Raw genomic sequence first — 18,311 nt, forward strand, 5'->3', positions numbered from 1 at the left:
CCGACCGGGCGCGCTACACGAGCTTGTAGACGATCGATCCACCCACGGTGGTCGCCGTGTAATGCGCCGCCACCCAGGTACCGATCTCGGACTTCCCGCCGCCGGGGCCGAATCCGCCGGACGCGATGTAGTACGAGACCTTCCCGTCCTTCACCCACTGCTGGAACTGCGCGAGGGTGGGTGCGGGATCGGAGCCGGTGAAGCCGCCGAGGGCGATCACCGGTCGGCCCGAGGTCAGCTGCAGCGTGCCCTGGCTCTGCGAGCCGCTCACCGCCGCCGCCCACTGGGTCGTCGTGCCCTTGAGCAGCGTGACCAGCTCGGTGTTCGCCCTGCTCCCGCCGCCGGGACCTCCCGCGCCGCCCTTCTCACCGACCGATCCGCCGGCCGACGGTCCACTGCTCGACGGTGCGACGCTCGACGGTGCGCCGGCCCCCTCCGACGGTCGCGTGCGGTCGCCACGGTCCCCGTCCCGACCGCCGAACCCACCGAACCCGTTGCCCGACTTCGCCGTCTGCACGGCCGTCGGGATACCGCCGCTGTGCGCGGTGCCCGCCGTCGACACGGAGAACGCCGCGGTCGCGACGCCGCCGGCGAGGAGCGCGAGCACCAGCGCGGAGGCGACGGCCCGTCGACCGCCCCGACGCGTGACGACGAGCGCGACGACGGCGAGCACCGTCAGCGCCCCGACGACCACCCCGAGCACGGGCCACGCGTACCCGGTCCGCCAGGCGCGGATCACGCCCCAGCCACCCGCCGCGACCACCAGCCCGGCCAGCGCGAGGCTGCCCGGCACCGTCGACCTGCGGCTCCAGGCGACGGCCGCACCGCCGCCCACGAGCACCGCGATCGCCGGGGCGAGTGCCACCGTGTAGTACGGGTGCACCGTGCCGCTCATGTACGAGAACACCAGGCCGGTCACCACGAGCCAGGTGCCGAAGACGGTGAGCCCCAGCGCGAGGTCGCGCTCCAGACGACGCCGCGCCACCAGCACGAGACCGATCGCGAGCACGAGCAGTGCAGCGGGCAGCAGCCAGGAGATCTCGTTGCCGAACTCGTTGCTGAACAGGCGGGCGAGGCTCGGCGTGCCGCCGAACGAGGTGCCCGTGGCCCCGTTGCCACCCGGCCCGCCGCCCCCACCGAAACCGCCGGAACCGGAGCCCCCACTGTTCCCGACGATCCGCGCCAGCCCGTTGTAGCCGAGCACGAGGTCCATGAAGGTGCCGTCCGTCGACCCGCCGATGTACGGGCGCGACGACGCCGGCCACAGGACCGTCAGGAGCACGTACCAGCCGGACGCGACGACGACCGCCACGACGCCGATCGCCAGGTCGCGGGCGCGCCGGAGCCACGAGGTCTGCGCGAACAACAGGTAGGCGAGGCCGAAACCGGGTAGCACCAGCAGGCCCTGGAGCATCTTCGTCAGGAAGGCGAAGCCGAGGAGGGCGCCGCACGCCATCAGCCAGCGCCACGACGCCGCCTGGCAGGCCCGCACCGTGCAGTAGGCGGCAGCGGTCATGAGCAGCACCAGCAGGGCGTCGGGGTTGTTGAACCGGAAGATCAGCACGGCCGCCGGCGTCAGCGCGCACACCGCGCCGGCCAGAAGTGCGCCGCCCGTGGCGATGCGCCCGGGGACCGAACCGAGCAGGCGTCGCGTCGTCAGGTACACCAATCCCACGGTGCCGACGCCCATCAGCGCCTGCGGCAGCAGGATCGACCAGGACGAGAGCCCGAAGACCCTGACGAACAGGCCGGTCACCCACAGCGCCGCGGGCGGCTTGTCGACGGTGATCACGTTGCCCGGATCGAGCGAGCCGAAGAGCCAGGCCTTCCAGCTCAGCCCGCCGGCCTGCGCCGCCGCCGCGTAGAACTCGTTGCCGTATCCGTTGATCGACAGGTTCCAGCAGTACAGCAGCGCAGTGGCGGCGAGCAGTGCGGTCACGGCACAGCGCCGTGGAGTCATGTACTTCACGGAAGCCACCCTCGCGGGCGGAACTGGGCGGCCCCGGGCCTGAGCCTGGGAGGTGGCTGTGAGGCCCTACCGGGGCCCGTCGCCCCCGGCACCGTCGGCGCGGTCCGACGGTGCGCCGTCGCCCTTGCCGAGCGCGGCCCCGTCGGCCTCGATCCCGGCGTGGTCCGTGCCGCTGGCCTCGTCGCCCTCGCCCGGCGCCTCGTCGTCGAAGGACTCCGGCAGGTTCTTGACGTGCTTGTTCATGGAGCGGATGAGCAGGAAGGTCACCGCCAGCAGCGCGACGATCACCGCGAGCCCGAGGGGGCCGGACTTGCCGAACTCGGGGCCCTTGGGCTTCTGCGGGTCGGCGACGAGGACCGCCACGTCGGAGGCCAGCTGCAGGAGCGGTGTCATCACAGGTCGATTCCGCTGAACAGGTCCTTCTCGGGCATCCTGCTGCTCACCACGGTCTTGGCCAGCTCGTACTCCTCGGTGGGCCACAGGCGCTGCTGCCACTCCATCGGCACCACGAAGAAGGGCCCGTTGGGGTCGATCTGGGTGGCGTGGGCGCGGAGCGCGTCGTCACGGACCGGGAAGTACTCGCCGCACTCGACCTGCGTGGTCACGCGGGCCATCATGTCGTTCTTCTCGTCCTTCCACCGGGCGAGCCACTCGGTGTAGGGGTTCTCGAGGCCGTTCTTCTCGAACTCGTCGGCGAAGGCCTGGAACTTGCCGCGCAGGAATCCGTGGCTGTAGTAGACCTTCGAGATCTGCCAGGGCTCGCCGGCGTCCGGGAACTGCTCGGGATCCGCGGCCGCCTCGTACGCCGCCATGGAGACCGTGTGGGTCATGATGTGGTCCGGGTGCGGGTAGCCGCCGTTCTCGTCGTACGTGATCATCACGTGCGGGCGGAACTCGCGGATCAATCGCACCAGCGTCTCCGTCGGCACCTCGACCGGCTCGAGCGCGAAGCAGCCCTCCGGCAGCGGGGGCAGCGGGTCGCCCTCGGGCAGTCCCGAGTCGACGTAGCCGAGCCAGCGGTGCTCGACGCCCAGGATCGCCGCGGCCTTGGCCATTTCCTCGCGCCGGACCTCCGGGAGCCGGTCCTGGATCCCGGCGACGTCCATCGCCGGGTTGAGGATGTCTCCCCGTTCGCCGCCCGTGAACGTCGCGACCAGCACGTCGTTCCCCTCGGCCGCGTACCGCGCCATGGTTGCGGCGCCCTTGCTCGACTCGTCGTCCGGGTGCGCGTGAACGGCGAGGAGGCGGTATCCGGTCATGCCGTCCAGTGTCCACGATCCGCGCTGCCGCGCGCGCGCCGGGTGCACCCGACCGGGCACGCGCTGCGCGAGCGGGCGGGCACGCCCCGCGCGAGCGGACGGGCGCGGGCACCGCGCGGGCCGGTGGGCCGCCGCCATCGGGTGTGATTCGATGGATGCCATGTCGACCGCCCGCGTCCGCCCTTCCGATCGTTACCCCGACGAGCGCGATCCCGCCCGCGCTCGCCGGATCGGCGCCATCGGGCTGGTCGTGGTCGTGATCCTCGGTGTGCTCATCGCGTGGTTGGGGTATCAGAAGTTCTCCCGCCAACCCGTGACGGGCGAGACCGCGGGGTACAGCGTGCTCTCGGATTCGGCCGCGGAGGTCCAGGTCACCGTCACGCGGACGGACCCGTCGAAGGCGGTCAGCTGCGTCGTCTACGTCAAGAACAAGGCGGGCGACGAGATCGGTCGCCGCGAGTTCTACGTCGCCCCGTCGCCGGACACCGTCGTCGTGGTGAGCAGTGAGGTGCGCACCACCGAGCCGCCCGCCGTCGGCGATGTCTTCGGTTGCGGAACGGACGTGCCCGCGTATCTTGACCGTCCGTGAGCACTGACAACACATCCAAGTCTGGGCAGCCGGCCCGCAATCGCGCGCGGCCGGCGTTCGCCTCCGTCTCCAGCCACTACTTCCCCGCCCTCGTCGGCCTCTTCGTCGGCGTGATGATCATCAGCAACATCACCGGCACCAAGGCCGTGCTGTTCGCCCCGTCGTTGCACCTCGAGTTCCTCGGCCTGAAGATCGACGGCATCGCCACCGACGGCGCCTTCTACCTCTTCCCCCTCGCCTACGTCCTCGGCGACGTGATCTCGGAGGTGTACGGCTTCCGCGCGATGCGCCGGGTGATCCTCACCGGTTTCGCGATCCTCGCGCTGGCCGCCCTGTGCTTCTGGATCACCACCACCCTCCCCGCCGCCCCCGGCTGGCCCAACGACGAGGCCTTCCGGACCGTGGCCGGCGTCGTCCCGCGGTTCCTCGTCGCGGGCCTGGCCGGCTACCTCGTGGGTGAGTTCATGAACTCCTGGGTGCTGGTACGCATGAAGGCCTGGACGGGCGAGAAGCACCTCTGGTCCCGTCTGCTCGGATCGACGGTGGTCGGCGAGTTCTTCGACACCCTGGTGTTCTGCTCGATCGCCGCCCCGGCCCTCGGGTTCACCAGCCCCGGCCAGTTCCTCAACTACATGATCCTCGGTTTCGTGTGGAAAACGCTGGTCGAGATCGTGATCATGCCGTTCAGCTACGCCCTCTGCGGGTTCCTCAAGCGACGCGAGCCCACCTACCAGCAGGCATTGCTGGCGACCTGATCCGCCCAACCCGCTTGCCGCTTTCGTGCTAGGGTGGGCGGATACACGGTTCCGCATGGAGCCGTGTATTGCTGCATTTGCGGGCCCCGGGCACCGTTCCAGGGCCGGCTCGGCTGCGGAACGATCGCCCCGCGCCGGGCCCCGCCGACTACGACGAAGGACAGAGAAATGACGGACACTCAGGTGACGTGGTTGACCCCCGAGTCCCACGAGCGCCTCAAGAACGAGTTGGACGCGTTGATCGCCAACCGCCCCGTCATCGCCGCCGAGATCAATGAGCGCCGCGAAGAGGGCGATCTCAAGGAGAACGGCGGCTACCACGCCGCGCGCGACGAGCAGGGCCAGCAGGAGGCGCGCATCCGCCAGCTGCAGGAGCTCCTCAACAACGCGAAGGTCGGCGAGGCGCCCACCCAGTCCGGCGTGGCGCTTCCCGGCTCGGTCGTGAAGGTGTACTACGACGGTGACGAGAAGGACGTCGAGACCTTCCTCATCGCCACCCGCGAGGAGGGCGCGCAGGAGAACGAGCTGGAGATCTACTCCCCGAACTCCCCGCTCGGCGCGGCGCTCATCAACGCGAAGGTCGGCGACACCCGCGAGTACACCATCCCCAGCGGCGCCACCGTCAAGGTCACGCTGGTCAGCGCGGAGCCCTACCACTCGTAGGTCCCGCTCCGGCCTCGCAAAAGCGGGCCCGTCCCCTCGGGGGCGGGCCCGCTTTCGGCATGCGGGGCGAGGGAATCCGCGAGCGGCTACCCTGCGCGGGTGCGGAGCAGCTGGCTGACGGTGACGAAGGCGTACCCCTGGTCGGAGAGCGCCGTCATCGCGCGGTCGAGCGCGGTCGCGGACGAGACGAAGGTGTCGTGCAGCATCACGATCTGCCCGGGCTTCATCCCCATCAGTACCTGCGTGAGGCCGTCGGGATCGGCCTGGTAGTTGTAGTCCATCGAGTCCAGGTCCCACAGGACCTGCGTGAGCCCCAGGCGCTTGCCGGCGTCCACGACCGACGGCGAGGTGTGCCCGCCCATCGGCCGGAACAGCGTGGGCGTACTGCCCACGGACGTGCGGATCGCGTCGTTGGTCTGCTGCAGCTGAGCCGTCTCGTCGGCGTCCGACAGGGTCGTCATGTCGGGCTGCGTCCAGGTGCCGTTGGCCACCTCGTTCCCGGTGCCCGCGATCGCGGTCATGATGTCGGGGTTCAGGTTCACCTGCGCGCCGGTGACGAAGAACGTGCCCTTGCCGCCGTGCGCGTCGAGGGTCTGCAGGAACTGCCGGGTCACGGGGCCGGGGCCGCCGGAGAAGGTCAGCGCCACGCACTTGCTCTTCGCGCAGTCCACGCTGCCGTCCGGAAGCAGGACGGGCTTGGTCACCGACCGCGCCTGCGCCTGCGCCGCCGGAGTGGGCGAGGCAGGGCCGCTCGGGGCACCGTCGCCCTGGCCCGACGGTGCGCCGCTCCCCCCACCGTTGCCGGCGGCGGGCTTGGGCGGCGCAGCGGGCGCCGGCGTTCCGGGGACGGTGGTCTGGGGCTTGGCCGCCGCGCTGGGCGGCGGTACGACGACGGTCATCGTCGCCGGTGCAGGAGGGGACGGGACCGGGGCCGTCTGCCCGGGCGGCAGGGCGCCGGGGTTGACGCCCGAACCGGGTGCGGCCGAGGCGCCCGACGGTGCCGAGGGCAGCGGATCGAAGGTCAGGCTCGACCCTGCGCGGTTGGTATCGGTGCCGGTCACACCGCATCCGACCGCGACGGCGGCCGCGATCGCGAGGGCACTGCCCGCGACCGCGTAATTGCGGACCTTTCGGCTCTGATTCGGCCTCAAGAACTCACTCCAGCCACTTGTGTCATGTTCTACAACAAACGCCACATTAGTCCCATGAACCCTGAAGGGGAAGTCGAAGGTTCAGATGGTGACCGAGTCGTTACGCCGGAGCGGGCCCGGGCCCGGCGCCGAATAGAATCGGGATCGTGCCGCCACGGGGATCGAGGAGACGTCGGTGAAGCTCGTGTACCTGCACGGCGTCGGGAGCGGCGACGCCGGCGGCAACTGGCTCACCGGCCTGAACTTCGGCCTGCAGCACATCGGAGCCGCCCCGGTCACCGCCGCCGACGTCCTCGCGCCCCGGTACTCCGACCACCTCCACGGCCTGCGTCCCGCCGTCGGCCATCCCGCCATCACCTACGCCGAGCAGGACGACGCCGATGCCCGCCGGTCGTTCGCCGACCGGCAGGCACGACTCGCCGAGCGCATCCGCCGCTTCGAGGGCGTGCGCGGCCTGGCGTTCAACGACGTACCGAAGGGGCTGGTCGATCGTGTGCAGACGATCGGTCTCGATCACGCCGTGCTGGGTGCGCTCAAGCAGGTGCAGAACTACCTGACCGACGAGGGCGTGCGCGCGACCGTCCTGCAGCACATCCTCGACGAGCTCCCCGCCGCCGACGGCGACATCGTCCTCGTCGGCCACAGTCTGGGCAGCATCATCGCCATCGACCTCCTCGACCACCTCCCGCCCGACGTTCATGTCCGGCGCTTCGTCACCATCGGCAGCCCCGGCGGCAACGAGACACTGCACCGGGCACCCGACCGGATCCTCCGGCGCTTCCCCTACTCGCGCGTGGGCGACTGGTCGAACTTCATCGATCCGCTCGACCCCGTGACCGCGGGCCGAGGGCTGTCGGACGTCTTCCCCGAGGCGAACGACTTCTGGATCGGTGGCAGCGCAGGCCATCTCGCGAGCATGTACACCTCACACCCCGCGTTCGCGACCATCATCGACGACGCGTTGCAGCGCACCGTCGCCACCGCGGGACCGCGTCCGCGGCTCAGCGACGCCGATGCCGGGACCCTGCTCACGCTCGCCTACCTCGGCGTGATGAGCGAGAGCGTCGCCGGAAGCGCGGCCCGGGAGAAGCTCGACGGGGTCGTGAGCATGCTGCGACGCAGCTACGTCGAGGAGATCGAGCACCGTGTCGGCGAGTTGCCGCCGGAGCTGGCTGAGCTGGTCGCGGGAAACATGCCGGAGCTCCCCGCTCGCTGGACCCTGCGCGACGCCGTGACCCAGGTCGTGCAGCTGGCCTATTCGGACCTCGTCGCGCCGTACGGCATCGACGTCACCGACGCGGCGATCGACGCGATCCCCACGATGCTGCGCCGGCTGGGCTTCCCGGACGCGGTCGGCGAGCAGGTCCGCGCCGGAGTCCGCAGGGTCGACGACCGGATCGGCCCGAAGCCCCTGTTCCGCACCCGGACCCGGCTCGCCCTGATCGCGGCGGCCGGCTTCCTGGTAGCCGCCGGTCCGCTCGGCGTCGGTGCGTGCCGGGCGCCGGGAACGACGGGGATCGGAGCCGTGCGGACCGGACTCGCCGGATTCGGGCCCGGCGGGGCCGCCGGTGGCGTCGCAGCGGTCGGCGGGCTCGCGCTGGCCGGCGTCGTCACGGCGATCACCGCCCTCGCCCGGCCCGGCACGTACGCGGTCTTCGACGATCCGACAGCGGTGCGGGTCCAGGTCACGATCGCGCAGTGCATGCGCGACCTCGGTGTCGCCGAGCGCCCGGCTCCGGCCCCGGCCGGCCCGGAACGACTCGGGCGGGCAAGCGGCGCCCAAGAGGGCGGCAAGGTCTGAGCCGGACGATCGAGTGGTGGTGAACACCTACCAGGCGCCGTTGCGACAGCGGAATCCGGCCGCGTTCGTCGCCGTCGCCGCCACCTCGGCGATCGCCTTCGTGCTCGTCGTCGCCGTCGCCGCACTGGCCGCCGCGTTCGGGATGCTCCTGCTCCTCGCCCACGCGCTGTCCGACCCTCTCGTGCACGACCGCCACGACGAGGGGTCGGTGCGATTCCGGGCGAGCCTGTTCAGCAGGGACAGCGCGCCCGGCAAGGACATGAGCGACTCCATGTGCCGGCGGATCCTGGGGTCGTTCGACGCCCGCGACCGGTGGTATCCGCCGGGCCGATGGCTCGTCGGTGCGGTCACCATCGCGGGCGACGACGCGACGGTCGCCGTGACACACCCCGTCACGGCGGGTGCCGATCGGGAGACGACGACGACCGTGCGCTTCCGCTACGAGGGCGGACTCTGGCAGTACTGCGGGGTCAGCTGAACGCGTTCTCCAGGTCCGCGATCAGATCGCCGATGTCCTCGATACCGACCGACAGCCGCACGAGGTCCTCGGGCACCTCGAGCTGCGAACCCGCGGTGGAGGCGTGGGTCATGGCCGCCGGGTGCTCGATGAGCGACTCGATGCCGCCCAGCGACTCGGCGAGCGTGAAGATCTCGGTCCGCGCGCAGAACCGCTGCGCCGCCTCGCGGCCGCCGGCCAGCCGCACCGAGATCATGCCGCCGAAGCGCTTCATCTGCTTGGCGGCGACGGCGTGGTTCGGGTGGCTGTCCAGGCCCGGGTAGAGCACCGTCGACACCTCCGGGCGCCCGGAGAGGAACTCGACGACCCGCTCCGCGTTGTCGCAGTGCCGGTCCATGCGCACGCCGAGAGTCTTGATGCCGCGCAGCGCCAGGTACACGTCGAACGGGCCGGGCACCGCGCCCGCACCGTTCTGCAGGAACGCGAAATCGGTGTCGAGCTGCTCGTCGTTGGTGATCAGTGCGCCGCCGACGGTGTCGCTGTGGCCGCCCAGGTACTTCGTCACCGAGTGCAGCACCACATCGGCGCCGAGCGTGAGCGGCGTCTGCAGGTAGGGGCTCGCGAAGGTGTTGTCCACCACCAGCTTCGCGCCGGCGTCGTGCGCGACGCCGGCGAGGGCCTCGATGTCGCCGATGTTGAGCAGCGGATTGGTGGGCGTCTCGATCCACACCAGCTTGGTGTTCGGGCGGATCGCCGCGCGCACCGCGTCGACATCGTTGATCGGCGCGGGGGTGTGCTCGATCCCCCACTGCGAGAAGACCTTGTCGATGAGACGGAAGGTGCCGCCGTAGGCGTCGTCGGGGATGACGAGGTGATCGCCGGGGCGCAACGCGGCGCGCAGCATGCAATCGGTGGCGGCCATGCCGGATGCGAAGCCGCGGCCGAAGGTTCCCTCCTCGATCGCGGCGAGGTTCGCCTCGTACGCGCGGCGGGTCGGGTTCCCGGTGCGGGCGTACTCGTAGCCGCCGCGCATTCCGCCCACACCGTCCTGGGCGAAGGTGGAGCTGGCGTAGATCGGTACGTTGACCGCGCCGGTCAGCGGATCGGGCTCGTAGCCGGCGTGGATCGCCCGGGTCGAGAAGCCCTGCGCCGCGTGCTTGTCGATCGCGCTCTTCTGCTCACTCATGATCGAGGCCCTTTCTACTTGCCGTGGGAGAGGTAGTTCAGCACGTCGTGCCGGGTGATGACGCCGACGGGCTTGCCGTCGTCGATCACCATCAGCGCGTCGGACTCGCGGAGCGCGGCGTTGGCCGCCGAGATCGGCTCTCCCGCACCGATGAGCGGGAAGGCCGGGCCCATGTGCTTGCTCACCGGATCGGCCAGTTCGGCGCGGCCCTCGAAGACCGCGGAGAGGAGCTCTCGCTCGGTGACCGCGCCCGCGACCTCGCCCGCCATGATCGGCGGCTCGGCGCCCACGACGGGCATCTGCGAGACGTTGTACTCGGCGAGGATCTCGATGGCGTCGCGGATGGTCTCCGACGGATGGGTGTGCACCAGGTCGGGGAGCTCGCCCTTCTTGCCGCGCAGGATGTCGCCGACGAGGGCCTCCTGCTCGTTGGGATCCAGCGGCGCGCGCAGGAAGCCGTAGCTCGACATCCACTTGTCGTTGAAGATCTTCGAGAGGTAGCCGCGGCCACCGTCGGGCAGAAGGACGACGACGACGGCCTCGGGATCCCGCTCCGCGACGCGCAGCGCGGCGACGACGGCCATGCCGCACGAGCCGCCGACGAGCAGCCCCTCCTCGCGGGCGAGGCGACGGGTCATCTCGAAGGAGTCGGCGTCGGAGACGGCGATGATCTCGTCGGGGATGTCGGGGTCGTAGGCGGTGGGCCAGAAGTCCTCGCCCACGCCCTCGACGAGGTACGGGCGGCCCGTGCCGCCGGAGTAGACCGAGCCCTCGGGGTCGGCGCCGACGACCTTGACCTTCCCGCCGGACACCTCCTTGAGGTAGCGGCCGGTGCCGGTGATGGTGCCGCCGGTGCCGACGCCCGCCACGAAGTGGGTGATCCTCCCCTCGGTGTCGCGCCAGATCTCGGGGCCGGTGGTCTCGTAGTGCGAGGCGGGGCCGTTGGGGTTGGAGTACTGGTTCGGCTTCCAGGCGCCGGGGATCTCGCGGGTGAGCCGGTCGGAGACGTTGTAGTACGAGTCCGGGTGCTCGGGCGCCACGGCGGTGGGGCACACCACGACCTCGGCGCCGTAGGCCTTGAGGACGTTGCGCTTATCCTCGCTGACCTTGTCCGGGCAGACGAAGACGCACTTGTAGCCGCGCTGCTGCGCGACGATCGCGAGGCCGACGCCGGTGTTGCCGGAGGTCGGCTCGACGATCGTGCCGCCGGGCTTCAGCTCCCCCGACTCCTCCGCGGCGTCGATCATCTTCACCGCGATCCGGTCCTTGCTGGACCCGCCGGGGTTGAGGTACTCGATCTTGGCCGCGACCAGGCCGGATCCGGGCTTCACCACGGAGTTGAGTCGCACCAGTGGGGTGTCGCCGATCAACTCGCTGACGTGTCCTGCGATACGCATGCCTCCATCGTCCCAGAACGGCCCGGCCCGCCTCACGGCCGGTGCCCGGGTCGGGCAGTAGATTGGCACTCATGGGGTACTCCCGAAGCCGCATGACGCGCGACGCGCTGTACACCTCGGCCGCCGCGGTCGGCGGCGCCGGAGCCACCTGGGGCGCCTACGCCCTGCTCACCAAGCAGGCGCGCACCGCGCGCACCGTCATCCCGCACCGCACCGACAAAGCACCGTCGAAGGACGGGATCTACTCCCCCGGCACCGCCGTCGTCGAGCGGCCCGGGCCGCACCACGTCGCGGACGTGAGCCTCATGGTCTTCGGGGATTCCACGGCCGCCGGTCTCGGGGTCGACGATGCCGAACACACGCCCGGCGTGCTCCTCGCGCGCGGCGTGGTGGCCGAGACGGGTCGCACCGTGCGGCTCGCGGTCAAGGCGATCGTCGGAGCGACGTCGAAGGGCCTCGCGGCACAGATCGAGGCCGCGTTCATCGCCAAGCAGATCCCGGACGTGGCGGTGATCATCGTGGGCGCGAACGACGTGACGGCGCTCAACGGCTTCGAGGCCTCGGCACGACGCCTGGGCGCGGCGGTGGCGCAGCTGCGCGGCGCGGGCGCCGAGGTGGTGGTGGGCACCTGCCCGGACATCGGCGTGGTGCAGGCGATCCCGCAGCCCCTGCGGTCGGTGATCCGGAGGTACGGCCTGCAGCTGGCGGCGCGGCAGCGCGCGTACGTGCTCGACGCGGGCGGCCGTCCCGTGCCCTTCGCCGACACCCTGACCCCCGAGTTCCTCGAGGCACCCGAGCGGATGTTCTCGCCGGACAACTTCCACCCGTCGGCTGCCGGCTACGAGCTGGCGGCGCGCCTGCTCCTCCCCGAGGTCCTCGCGGCGATCGGCGAGTGGCACGGTCCGTTGCCGTCGCCGCCGGAGGTCTCCGAGGCTGCCGACGCGAACGGTCTGACGGCACGTTTGACCCGGGTCCTGCACCGCGCCTGACGGCCCCGCAGACGCCGAACGCCCCACAGCCGGGGCTGCGGGGCGTTCGGACTGGGATACTACTAGTCGCGGCCGTAGAAGTAGCTCAGCAGGCGCAGGATCTCGACGTACAGCCAGACCAGGGTGACGGTCAGGCCGAGGGCCACGCCCCACGCCGCCTTCGACGGTGCGCCGGCGCGGATCAGCTGGTCCGCCTGGTCGAAGTCCAGCAGGAAGCTGAACGCCGCGATCGCGATGCACACCAGCGAGAAGATGATCGCCATGGTGCCGCCGCCGCGCAGCGGGTTGTCTCCGGTGAACAGGTAGAGAACCATGTTGCCGAGCGACAGGACCAGCACGCCGATCATGGCGCCGACCAGCATGCGGGTGAAGCGGGGCGTGACGCGGATGGCGCCGGTCTTGTAGACCACCAGCATGCCGATGAACACGCCGACGGTGCCGAGCACGGCCTGGCCGATCAACGCACCCGCGCTGATGTTCCCACTGACGTTGAAGGTGATCACCTTCGAGATCGAGCCCACGAACAGGCCCTCGAACGCGGCGTAGGCCAGCACGATGGCCGGGTTGTCCTGCTTACGACCGAAGCTGGCGACGAGCACCAGCACGAGGCCACCGAGGGCGCCCACGATCATGAGCGGCATGGCCAGGCTCAGGCTCTGGGAGATCAGCGCGAACGCGGCGATCGCGAAGACGATGAGCACGCCCAGCGTGGACGCGGTCTTGGTGACCACGTCGTCGATGGTCATGGACCGCGTTCCCGCACCCTGCTGGTACGGGGCCTGCGGCGACTGCTGGTACTGCATGCCCTGGGCGGCGCCCGCGGCGCCCATGCCCATGTTCATGCCCTGCTGGTAGCCCTGCTGCGGGTACCCCTGTTGGGGATAGCCCTGCTGCTGCGGGTAGCCCGCGGGCGCACCCGCCTGGCGGGTGTCCTTCGTCAGCCCGCGGAAGATCGGGTTGCTGCTCTCGCGCACCGTGGGGTCCTTTCCCTGGTCGTGCACCTACATGTCGTTCAACGAACGGGCCGACGCTTGCGTTCCCGCTGTCGACCGTTCTTTACGAACAGCTTAACCATCTCCCGGCTCTCCCGCAGGATCCTCACGCCGCGGGACGATCCAGCAGGTCGTACAGGCGCCGGCGCAGCTCGTCACGGGGCACGACGGACTCCACCGCGGCCAGCGACTCCGCATCGTCGCTGCGCAGCACACCGAGCACGACATGGGCGCCGTCGATGCTGCGATCCTTCCTGTTCACAGCCTCGCGGAGCGCGAGCTGCAGCGACCTCTTGGCGCCGGGCCCGAAGGGGATGTTTCCCGCGCGGAACCGCTTGCGAATGGGACGCAGAACGTCGAAACCGAAGCGCTCCGACACCGCGTCCGCGACGGCCGCCACGTCGATGCCGATCCCCTTGAGCGCGTCGGCATCCTGATCGGTCAGCACTCGCCCCACGTCCGCCGCGCGCACGGCGTCGACGGTGAGCCCGACCTCGCCGAGCTCGCTCTGCAGTTCCCCGTCGACGGTGCCGAGCACACCGAGCAGCAGGTGCGTGGGGGTGATCCGGTCGGCGCCCGCGTCGCGCGCCTCCTCCTGTGCGAGCACGACCGCGACGCGGGCGCTCCTGGTGAACCGTTCGAACATGATGTTCCCGCTTCCCGGCTACTTGCCGTACTTCTTGTGCACAGCTTGGCGACTGACCGCGAGGTGTTCCGCGATGTCCTGCCAGGACCATCCGAGGTTCCGGGCGTTGGACACCTGGACCGCCTCGAGCTGGTCGGCCAGCTTCCGCAGTGCGACGACGGCCCGGAGCCCCTCCGCGGGGTCCCGTGATGCCGCCGATCCGACGAGGGTGGGTGGTGAGCTCACGTTCGTCAATCTACGTTGACACAGTCCGGCTGTCAACGCATGTTGACAGGTTTGACGGTGCGCCGCGCGCTACGCTTTTCCCCGCGCCCCCATAGCCCAATTGGCAGAGGCAGCAGACTTAAAATCTGCGCAGTGTCGGTTCGAGTCCGACTGGGGGCACCGCACTTCCACCCCAACGACTGCCTTGAACACTACGGGGTGGGCGAAACTGGGCTGATGGAAAGCACCCGAGATCGAATCGCGTGGCTCACCACGATCAGAGCCGACGGCTCGCCACATACGACTCCGGTCTGGTTCGTACTCACCGCCGACCCCACGTTCTGGATCGCGAGCGCCAGCTCGAACATCAAGGTCGGGAACATCAGACGCGATCCGCGAGTATCCATCGCAGTGGACGGCTCAGGGGCGACACCGCTCGTCGCCGAGGGGCGAGCCCGCATTCATGACGATCTCAGCAACTGCACCGAGGCCACCTCTCTCCTCCGAAGGAAGTACGGCGGGTGGGATGCAGAAGATGGATCCGTCGACGGCGTCAGGGTACTGATCGAGATTCCCGTGCATCGCTGGCTGTCAGCGGTCCCGACCACGGGATGGATCGCTACGTGACCTCGAGGGACGGAGCCTCGCCGGCCTGACACTGGAGATGTTCGTCGTGACGTTTCACAGCAACCGTCATCGCGCCACCCGGTAGTGCACGAACTCGACGCCGCAGTCGAAGGTGCGGGAGCCCATCCGCTCGAGCGCGGTCATCCGCCCTTGCTGCGGGAAATAGGGAGTTCCGCCGCCGACCAGCACCGGGTACACCCGGACGCGGTACTCGTCGATGAGTCCCAGCCGGGCGGCCTCCGCGGCGAGGCCTGCACCACCGACGCCGATGCCGCCCTCGCCCGGCTCGGCGCGCAACCGCGCGATCTCCTCCGCCGGATCGCCGTCGGCGAGGCGGGTGTTGGCGCCGTGCACCTCGGTGAGCGTGCGCGAGAAGACGACCTTGGGGAGCGCCTTCCACAGCGCGGCGAAGACGCGCTCGTCGGCGTCGAGCGGCTGGGTCTCCTCGGCGGTGTCCCAGTACAGCATCGTCTCGTACAGCTTCCGTCCCATCAGGTGCACATCCAGCCCGCGGACCTCGTCGGTGGCGAACCGGAACACCTCCTCGTCGGGCTGGGACCAATCGAAGGTGCCGTCCGGCCCCACGATGTACCCGTCCGCCGACGTGCTCAGGGAATAGGTCACGCTGCGCATCAGCGATTCACCACCTCGTCGTGAACGTCTTCGGTCGCCTGCATTCTCCACCGTTTCGGTCCGGAAAGCGGCGCTGCGCGTGAAGATTCCTGCACAGCCGCCGAACCGGGAGGAAATCATGGAGGTCACCGACGATATCGGGACGACTCTCGCCGCATTCACGACCGGCCCCCTGATCGCGGTCGCCACAGCGTGGTTCTTCAGTGCCGTGATAGCCGGCGTGATCGCGGAGATCCGTGGCCGAAGCGGCTTCGGCTTCTTCTTCACCACCCTGTTCTTCCTCGGTCCGCTCGGGCCGGGATTCGCCCTCGTCGCACCCCGCGAGGACCGGGGACGCCCCGTCGCGCCGCGCCCGGGCACCGTCGACGTCCGTCCGGTCATGGAGGGCCGGCGGCGTTTCACGTGCCCCCGTTGCGGCGCTGCGAACGACATCCCCGAGGCTCATACCTCCTACGATTGCTGGCGCTGCGACGAACACCGGAAGGTCCGCCCGGCCTGACCGACACGCGCCGCGACCGTCACTCGGATCGTTCGGCTCCGATCGAGACGGGGAGCCCGGTGCGGTACGGCGGCGCGACGTCGTTCTCGTCGAAGGCGCGCAGGATCCGGCGCCGCAGCTCGCGCTCGACCGCCCATTGACGGTTCGCCCGCACCCGCACCGTCAACCGGATGCTCACACGGTCGGCGGTGGCACCGTCGACACCCAGCATGTCGGGGGCGCCGAGCACGTCCTCCGACAGCGGCTCCTCACCCACAGCCTCCAGAGCGGCCTCGAGCGCGACGCGGCAGGCGAGGTCCACGTCGGCGGAGTACGAGATGGGCAACTGCAGGAAGGCGACCGCGTAGTCCTGACTGAAGTTGGCCACGCGCATGATCTCTCCGTTGCGCACGTACCAGAGCGTTCCCTGGACGTCGCGCACCGTCGTGATCCGCAGGCCCACGGTCTCGACGGTGCCAGTCACCTCACCGACGTCCACGACGTCACCGACGCCGTACTGATCCTCGACCAACATGAAGATGCCGGAGATGAAGTCTCGCACCAGGTTCTGTGCACCGAAGCCGAGGGCGACACCCACGACGCCGGCCGACGCGATGAGCGGCGCCACGTTCACCCCGAGGATCGCCAGCGACTGGATGACGACCCAGATCAGCACGAGGAAGGACACCGCGGACTTCAGCACCGAGCCGATGGTCTCGGCCCGCTGTGCCCGCCGGGCGCGGTTCTCCCGATCCCGTTGCGCCTTACCGGGATCGTCGACGGTGCGCCGCCGCACCGCAGGGATCTTCCCGCCGCCGAGTCTGCCCAAGCCGAATCGTCGTGGGGCGGTGTCCTCTCCGCGGCGGTTGCCGCGGACGAGCCGGTCGATCCCCCGATGCAGCATGAAGCGCACCACGATGGCGAGGACGACGTACAGGCCGATCTCCAGGGGCCTGTGGATCAACCACTGTCGTCCGTTCTCACTGAGTTGCAGAGCCAGGTCGGACATGCCCCCGACGGTACGGACGCTCGCGTGACACGCAAGTTCCGCCAACGGCGGCTGGGCGGATCAGTGTTGGTGAACCACGTCGTAGACCACGTTGAGCACGCCGTTCGGGTACGCCTCCGATTCCCGCAGGCGCAGCGCGGTGGCGTCGCGGTCCGCGCGCCCGAAGATGCTCTTGCCCGCACCGAGGAGGTACGGGAAGACGAGGAGGTTGTACCGGTCGATGAGACCGGCGTCCGCGAGGTTCCGGGCGAGCTCGGGGCTGCCGTGGATGAAGATCGAGCCGCCCTCGGACTCCTTCAGCGCGGCGACATCGGCGGCGGAGCGCAGGATCGTCGTCTCGCCCCAGCCGTCCACGAGGTCGCCCTCGCCGATCGTCGTGGAGGCGACGTACTTCGGCAGGTCGCGGTAGGCAGCGTGGTCCCCGGACCGCGGCCACACCGCGCCGAACGCCTCGTAGCTGCGCCGCCCGAACAGCAGCGCGGTGGTCTCCCCCAGCTCTTCGCCCTTGAGCGAGAAGGCATCCGGCAGGAACTCGTGCCGCGCGACCCAGCCGCCGCTGCGGTGGCCCTCGACGGTCCCGCCGGGCGAGTCCGCAACCTCGTCGAGGGTGATGAAGCCGGTGTAGACCAGTTCGCGTGCCATGCCGATCACCCTAATCGCCGATCCGCGCCGCGATCACCCGAGTTGCCAACCGCGCGGGCTCGGGTACCCTCAGGGACGTCGAAGGACATCCGGACGAGGCGCACCGTACCCGGCCAGCGAAAAGACGGTGCGAACCTGAGGAGGTTCGCATCATGGCATGGATCGTTCTCGTTGTATCCGGTGTTCTCGAGGCCGTCTGGGCCACCGCGCTCGGCAAGTCCGAGGGATTCTCCCGCCTCACACCGTCGATCGTGTTCGGCGTCGCTCTCATCGCCAGCATGGGCGGGCTCGCGTACGCGATGCGAGAGTTGCCGGTCGGCACCTCGTACGCCGTGTGGGTCGGCATCGGCGCCACCCTCACCGTCGTCTACGCGATGGTCACCGGCGCGGAATCCGCGTCGCTGGTCAAGGTCGTCTGCATCATGGCCATCGTGGGCGGCGTCATCGGGCTCAAGCTCGCCCACTGACGCCGCCGGACCCGTGCCGGCGCCCACCGGCGCTCAGGCCGCGCGGACGGCCAGCCGGTTGCCGGGATCCAGCACGCGGTCGACGGTGCCGTGCCGCGCCTCGGCGCGGCGCACCGCGGTCTCCCACTGCTCCGGGTCGCCGAGATCGGCGACCAGGGCGTAGACATCGCCCGACAGCACGGAGACCACGTCGCGGAAGTTCGATCCGACGGCCGTGACTCGGGTCCCGGAACAGCACAGGTCACTCACCAGGCGGGCTGTCGCATCGGTGCCGTCCAGCACCACGATCACGCCCTCCGCAGCAACGTTCTTCATCTCCGACTCCCTTCGCCGTACGCAGATGACGTTAGGCGACGAAACCTCCCCGCGCGCTGCCGCGAGGCTGTGAGTTCGTCAA

At 70.0% G+C, this 18,311-nt stretch carries 22 protein-coding genes, 1 tRNA gene and 1 riboswitch; of the genes, 10 read left to right on the top strand and 13 right to left on the bottom strand.

The features are described 5' to 3' along the window. Positions 1-13: 13 nt before the first annotated feature. The 3 genes from AXK61_RS22090 to mca all read right to left on the bottom strand — a co-directional run bounded on the left by AXK61_RS22090 (position 14) and on the right by mca (position 3,228). A complete protein-coding gene (locus tag AXK61_RS22090) occupies positions 14-1,960 on the bottom strand; it encodes an ArnT family glycosyltransferase (RefSeq protein ID WP_068575327.1) in 1,947 nt (648 codons plus the stop codon). Positions 1,961-2,035: 75 nt separating this feature from the next. Continuing rightward, positions 2,036-2,362 (bottom strand): hypothetical protein, encoded by a 327-nt coding sequence (locus AXK61_RS22095; protein WP_068747025.1) that lies wholly within the window; start codon positions 2,360-2,362, stop codon positions 2,036-2,038. Further along, on the bottom strand, positions 2,362-3,228 hold the full coding sequence (mca, locus tag AXK61_RS22100; protein ID WP_068575326.1) for a mycothiol conjugate amidase Mca: 867 nt from the start codon (positions 3,226-3,228) through the stop codon (positions 2,362-2,364). The genes AXK61_RS22095 and mca overlap by 1 nt, the downstream gene beginning before the upstream one ends. Before the next feature lie 160 nt (positions 3,229-3,388). On the opposite strand from mca, the gene AXK61_RS22105 reads away from it, so the two are divergent. The 3 genes from AXK61_RS22105 to greA all read left to right on the top strand — a co-directional run bounded on the left by AXK61_RS22105 (position 3,389) and on the right by greA (position 5,235). Beyond that, complete coding sequence (locus AXK61_RS22105) at positions 3,389-3,817, top strand: DUF4307 domain-containing protein (RefSeq protein ID WP_068747026.1); 429 nt, start codon at positions 3,389-3,391, stop codon at positions 3,815-3,817. After that, the gene (locus AXK61_RS22110) at positions 3,814-4,572 is read left to right on the top strand and encodes a queuosine precursor transporter (RefSeq protein ID WP_068574969.1); all 759 of its coding nucleotides are present in this window, start codon (positions 3,814-3,816) and stop codon (positions 4,570-4,572) included. Before AXK61_RS22105 ends, AXK61_RS22110 begins: the two co-directional genes overlap by 4 nt. 168 nt (positions 4,573-4,740) lie before the next feature. Then, on the top strand, positions 4,741-5,235 hold the full coding sequence (gene greA / locus AXK61_RS22115; protein WP_068574968.1) for a transcription elongation factor GreA: 495 nt from the start codon (positions 4,741-4,743) through the stop codon (positions 5,233-5,235). 86 nt (positions 5,236-5,321) lie between these two features. Here the strand turns inward: greA and AXK61_RS22120 are convergent, their stop codons facing one another. Next, positions 5,322-6,386 (bottom strand): polysaccharide deacetylase family protein, encoded by a 1,065-nt coding sequence (locus AXK61_RS22120; RefSeq protein WP_068747027.1) that lies wholly within the window; start codon positions 6,384-6,386, stop codon positions 5,322-5,324. A gap of 175 nt (positions 6,387-6,561) precedes the next feature. On the opposite strand from AXK61_RS22120, the gene AXK61_RS22125 reads away from it, so the two are divergent. Beyond that, entirely contained in the window at positions 6,562-8,187 is a 1,626-nt protein-coding gene (locus AXK61_RS22125; RefSeq protein WP_068747028.1) for an alpha/beta hydrolase family protein, read from the top strand. A gap of 16 nt (positions 8,188-8,203) precedes the next feature. Continuing rightward, the gene (locus AXK61_RS22130) at positions 8,204-8,665 is read left to right on the top strand and encodes a hypothetical protein (RefSeq protein ID WP_139058110.1); all 462 of its coding nucleotides are present in this window, start codon (positions 8,204-8,206) and stop codon (positions 8,663-8,665) included. On the opposite strand, the gene AXK61_RS22135 is transcribed toward AXK61_RS22130, so the two are convergent. Together AXK61_RS22135 and AXK61_RS22140 are read right to left on the bottom strand one after the other, a co-directional pair. Beyond that, the gene (locus AXK61_RS22135; protein ID WP_068574963.1) at positions 8,658-9,830 is read right to left on the bottom strand and encodes a cystathionine gamma-synthase; all 1,173 of its coding nucleotides are present in this window, start codon (positions 9,828-9,830) and stop codon (positions 8,658-8,660) included. The two genes, AXK61_RS22130 and AXK61_RS22135, sit on opposite strands and share 8 nt — an antisense overlap. Positions 9,831-9,844: 14 nt before the next feature. Next, a complete protein-coding gene (locus AXK61_RS22140; RefSeq protein ID WP_068574962.1) occupies positions 9,845-11,227 on the bottom strand; it encodes a cystathionine beta-synthase in 1,383 nt (460 codons plus the stop codon). Between the two features lie 71 nt (positions 11,228-11,298). On the opposite strand from AXK61_RS22140, the gene AXK61_RS22145 reads away from it, so the two are divergent. Then, positions 11,299-12,216, top strand: a complete 918-nt coding sequence (locus tag AXK61_RS22145; protein ID WP_068574961.1) for an SGNH/GDSL hydrolase family protein — start codon at positions 11,299-11,301, stop codon at positions 12,214-12,216. Positions 12,217-12,278: 62 nt separating this feature from the next. Here AXK61_RS22145 and AXK61_RS22150 read toward each other — a convergent pair whose 3' ends face one another. The 3 genes from AXK61_RS22150 to AXK61_RS22160 all read right to left on the bottom strand — a co-directional run bounded on the left by AXK61_RS22150 (position 12,279) and on the right by AXK61_RS22160 (position 14,079). After that, positions 12,279-13,190, bottom strand: coding sequence for a Bax inhibitor-1/YccA family protein (locus AXK61_RS22150; protein WP_068575325.1), 912 nt, complete (start codon positions 13,188-13,190; stop codon positions 12,279-12,281). 124 nt (positions 13,191-13,314) lie between these two features. After that, positions 13,315-13,854 carry a Clp protease N-terminal domain-containing protein gene (locus AXK61_RS22155; RefSeq protein WP_068574960.1) on the bottom strand — a complete coding sequence of 180 codons (540 nt, stop codon included), beginning with the start codon at positions 13,852-13,854 and terminating at the stop codon, positions 13,315-13,317. Positions 13,855-13,872: 18 nt separating this feature from the next. Further along, positions 13,873-14,079, bottom strand: a complete 207-nt coding sequence (locus AXK61_RS22160; protein WP_068574959.1) for an RNA polymerase subunit sigma-70 — start codon at positions 14,077-14,079, stop codon at positions 13,873-13,875. 85 nt (positions 14,080-14,164) lie between these two features. Between AXK61_RS22160 and AXK61_RS22165 the strand changes: the two genes are divergently transcribed. Together AXK61_RS22165 and AXK61_RS24595 are read left to right on the top strand one after the other, a co-directional pair. After that, positions 14,165-14,238: transfer RNA gene (locus tag AXK61_RS22165), tRNA-Leu, on the top strand. Between the two features lie 57 nt (positions 14,239-14,295). Next, entirely contained in the window at positions 14,296-14,685 is a 390-nt protein-coding gene (locus AXK61_RS24595; RefSeq protein ID WP_082778215.1) for a TIGR03618 family F420-dependent PPOX class oxidoreductase, read from the top strand. Between the two features lie 66 nt (positions 14,686-14,751). Here AXK61_RS24595 and AXK61_RS22170 read toward each other — a convergent pair whose 3' ends face one another. Next, complete coding sequence (locus AXK61_RS22170) at positions 14,752-15,318, bottom strand: dihydrofolate reductase family protein (protein WP_068574958.1); 567 nt, start codon at positions 15,316-15,318, stop codon at positions 14,752-14,754. Positions 15,319-15,436: 118 nt separating this feature from the next. Between AXK61_RS22170 and AXK61_RS22175 the strand changes: the two genes are divergently transcribed. Next, positions 15,437-15,817, top strand: a complete 381-nt coding sequence (locus AXK61_RS22175; protein ID WP_068574957.1) for a hypothetical protein — start codon at positions 15,437-15,439, stop codon at positions 15,815-15,817. Positions 15,818-15,836: 19 nt separating this feature from the next. Here AXK61_RS22175 and AXK61_RS22180 read toward each other — a convergent pair whose 3' ends face one another. Beyond that, complete coding sequence (locus AXK61_RS22180; protein WP_068574956.1) at positions 15,837-16,805, bottom strand: mechanosensitive ion channel family protein; 969 nt, start codon at positions 16,803-16,805, stop codon at positions 15,837-15,839. A 60-nt stretch (positions 16,806-16,865) separates the two neighbouring features. Beyond that, positions 16,866-17,447 carry a dihydrofolate reductase family protein gene (locus AXK61_RS22185; RefSeq protein WP_068747189.1) on the bottom strand — a complete coding sequence of 194 codons (582 nt, stop codon included), beginning with the start codon at positions 17,445-17,447 and terminating at the stop codon, positions 16,866-16,868. A gap of 72 nt (positions 17,448-17,519) precedes the next feature. Continuing rightward, a riboswitch (guanidine-III (ykkC-III) riboswitch) is annotated at positions 17,520-17,581 on the top strand. An 18-nt stretch (positions 17,582-17,599) separates the two neighbouring features. On the opposite strand from AXK61_RS22185, the gene AXK61_RS22190 reads away from it, so the two are divergent. Beyond that, entirely contained in the window at positions 17,600-17,914 is a 315-nt protein-coding gene (locus AXK61_RS22190; RefSeq protein WP_068574955.1) for a DMT family transporter, read from the top strand. A 33-nt stretch (positions 17,915-17,947) separates the two neighbouring features. On the opposite strand, the gene AXK61_RS22195 is transcribed toward AXK61_RS22190, so the two are convergent. Further along, entirely contained in the window at positions 17,948-18,229 is a 282-nt protein-coding gene (locus AXK61_RS22195; protein WP_068574954.1) for a hypothetical protein, read from the bottom strand. Between the last annotated feature and the right edge of the window lie 82 nt (positions 18,230-18,311).

The organism is Tsukamurella pseudospumae (assembly GCF_001575205.1).
Taxonomy (GTDB): domain Bacteria; phylum Actinomycetota; class Actinomycetes; order Mycobacteriales; family Mycobacteriaceae; genus Tsukamurella; species Tsukamurella pseudospumae.

Coding starts and splice junctions, on each gene's coding strand:
- AXK61_RS22155 (WP_068574960.1), bottom strand. CDS start 13,854: ATGTTCGAACGGTTCACCAGGAGCGCCCGCGTCGCGGTCGTGCTCGCA.
- AXK61_RS22175 (WP_068574957.1), top strand. CDS start 15,437: ATGGAGGTCACCGACGATATCGGGACGACTCTCGCCGCATTCACGACC.
- AXK61_RS22190 (WP_068574955.1), top strand. CDS start 17,600: ATGGCATGGATCGTTCTCGTTGTATCCGGTGTTCTCGAGGCCGTCTGG.
- AXK61_RS22090 (WP_068575327.1), bottom strand. CDS start 1,960: ATGACTCCACGGCGCTGTGCCGTGACCGCACTGCTCGCCGCCACTGCG.
- AXK61_RS22135 (WP_068574963.1), bottom strand. CDS start 9,830: ATGAGTGAGCAGAAGAGCGCGATCGACAAGCACGCGGCGCAGGGCTTC.
- AXK61_RS24595 (WP_082778215.1), top strand. CDS start 14,296: ATGGAAAGCACCCGAGATCGAATCGCGTGGCTCACCACGATCAGAGCC.
- AXK61_RS22195 (WP_068574954.1), bottom strand. CDS start 18,229: ATGAAGAACGTTGCTGCGGAGGGCGTGATCGTGGTGCTGGACGGCACC.
- mca (WP_068575326.1), bottom strand. CDS start 3,228: ATGACCGGATACCGCCTCCTCGCCGTTCACGCGCACCCGGACGACGAG.
- greA (WP_068574968.1), top strand. CDS start 4,741: ATGACGGACACTCAGGTGACGTGGTTGACCCCCGAGTCCCACGAGCGC.
- AXK61_RS22095 (WP_068747025.1), bottom strand. CDS start 2,362: ATGACACCGCTCCTGCAGCTGGCCTCCGACGTGGCGGTCCTCGTCGCC.
- AXK61_RS22170 (WP_068574958.1), bottom strand. CDS start 15,318: ATGCGCAGCGTGACCTATTCCCTGAGCACGTCGGCGGACGGGTACATC.
- AXK61_RS22105 (WP_068747026.1), top strand. CDS start 3,389: ATGTCGACCGCCCGCGTCCGCCCTTCCGATCGTTACCCCGACGAGCGC.
- AXK61_RS22140 (WP_068574962.1), bottom strand. CDS start 11,227: ATGCGTATCGCAGGACACGTCAGCGAGTTGATCGGCGACACCCCACTG.
- AXK61_RS22185 (WP_068747189.1), bottom strand. CDS start 17,447: ATGGCACGCGAACTGGTCTACACCGGCTTCATCACCCTCGACGAGGTT.
- AXK61_RS22180 (WP_068574956.1), bottom strand. CDS start 16,805: ATGTCCGACCTGGCTCTGCAACTCAGTGAGAACGGACGACAGTGGTTG.
- AXK61_RS22145 (WP_068574961.1), top strand. CDS start 11,299: ATGGGGTACTCCCGAAGCCGCATGACGCGCGACGCGCTGTACACCTCG.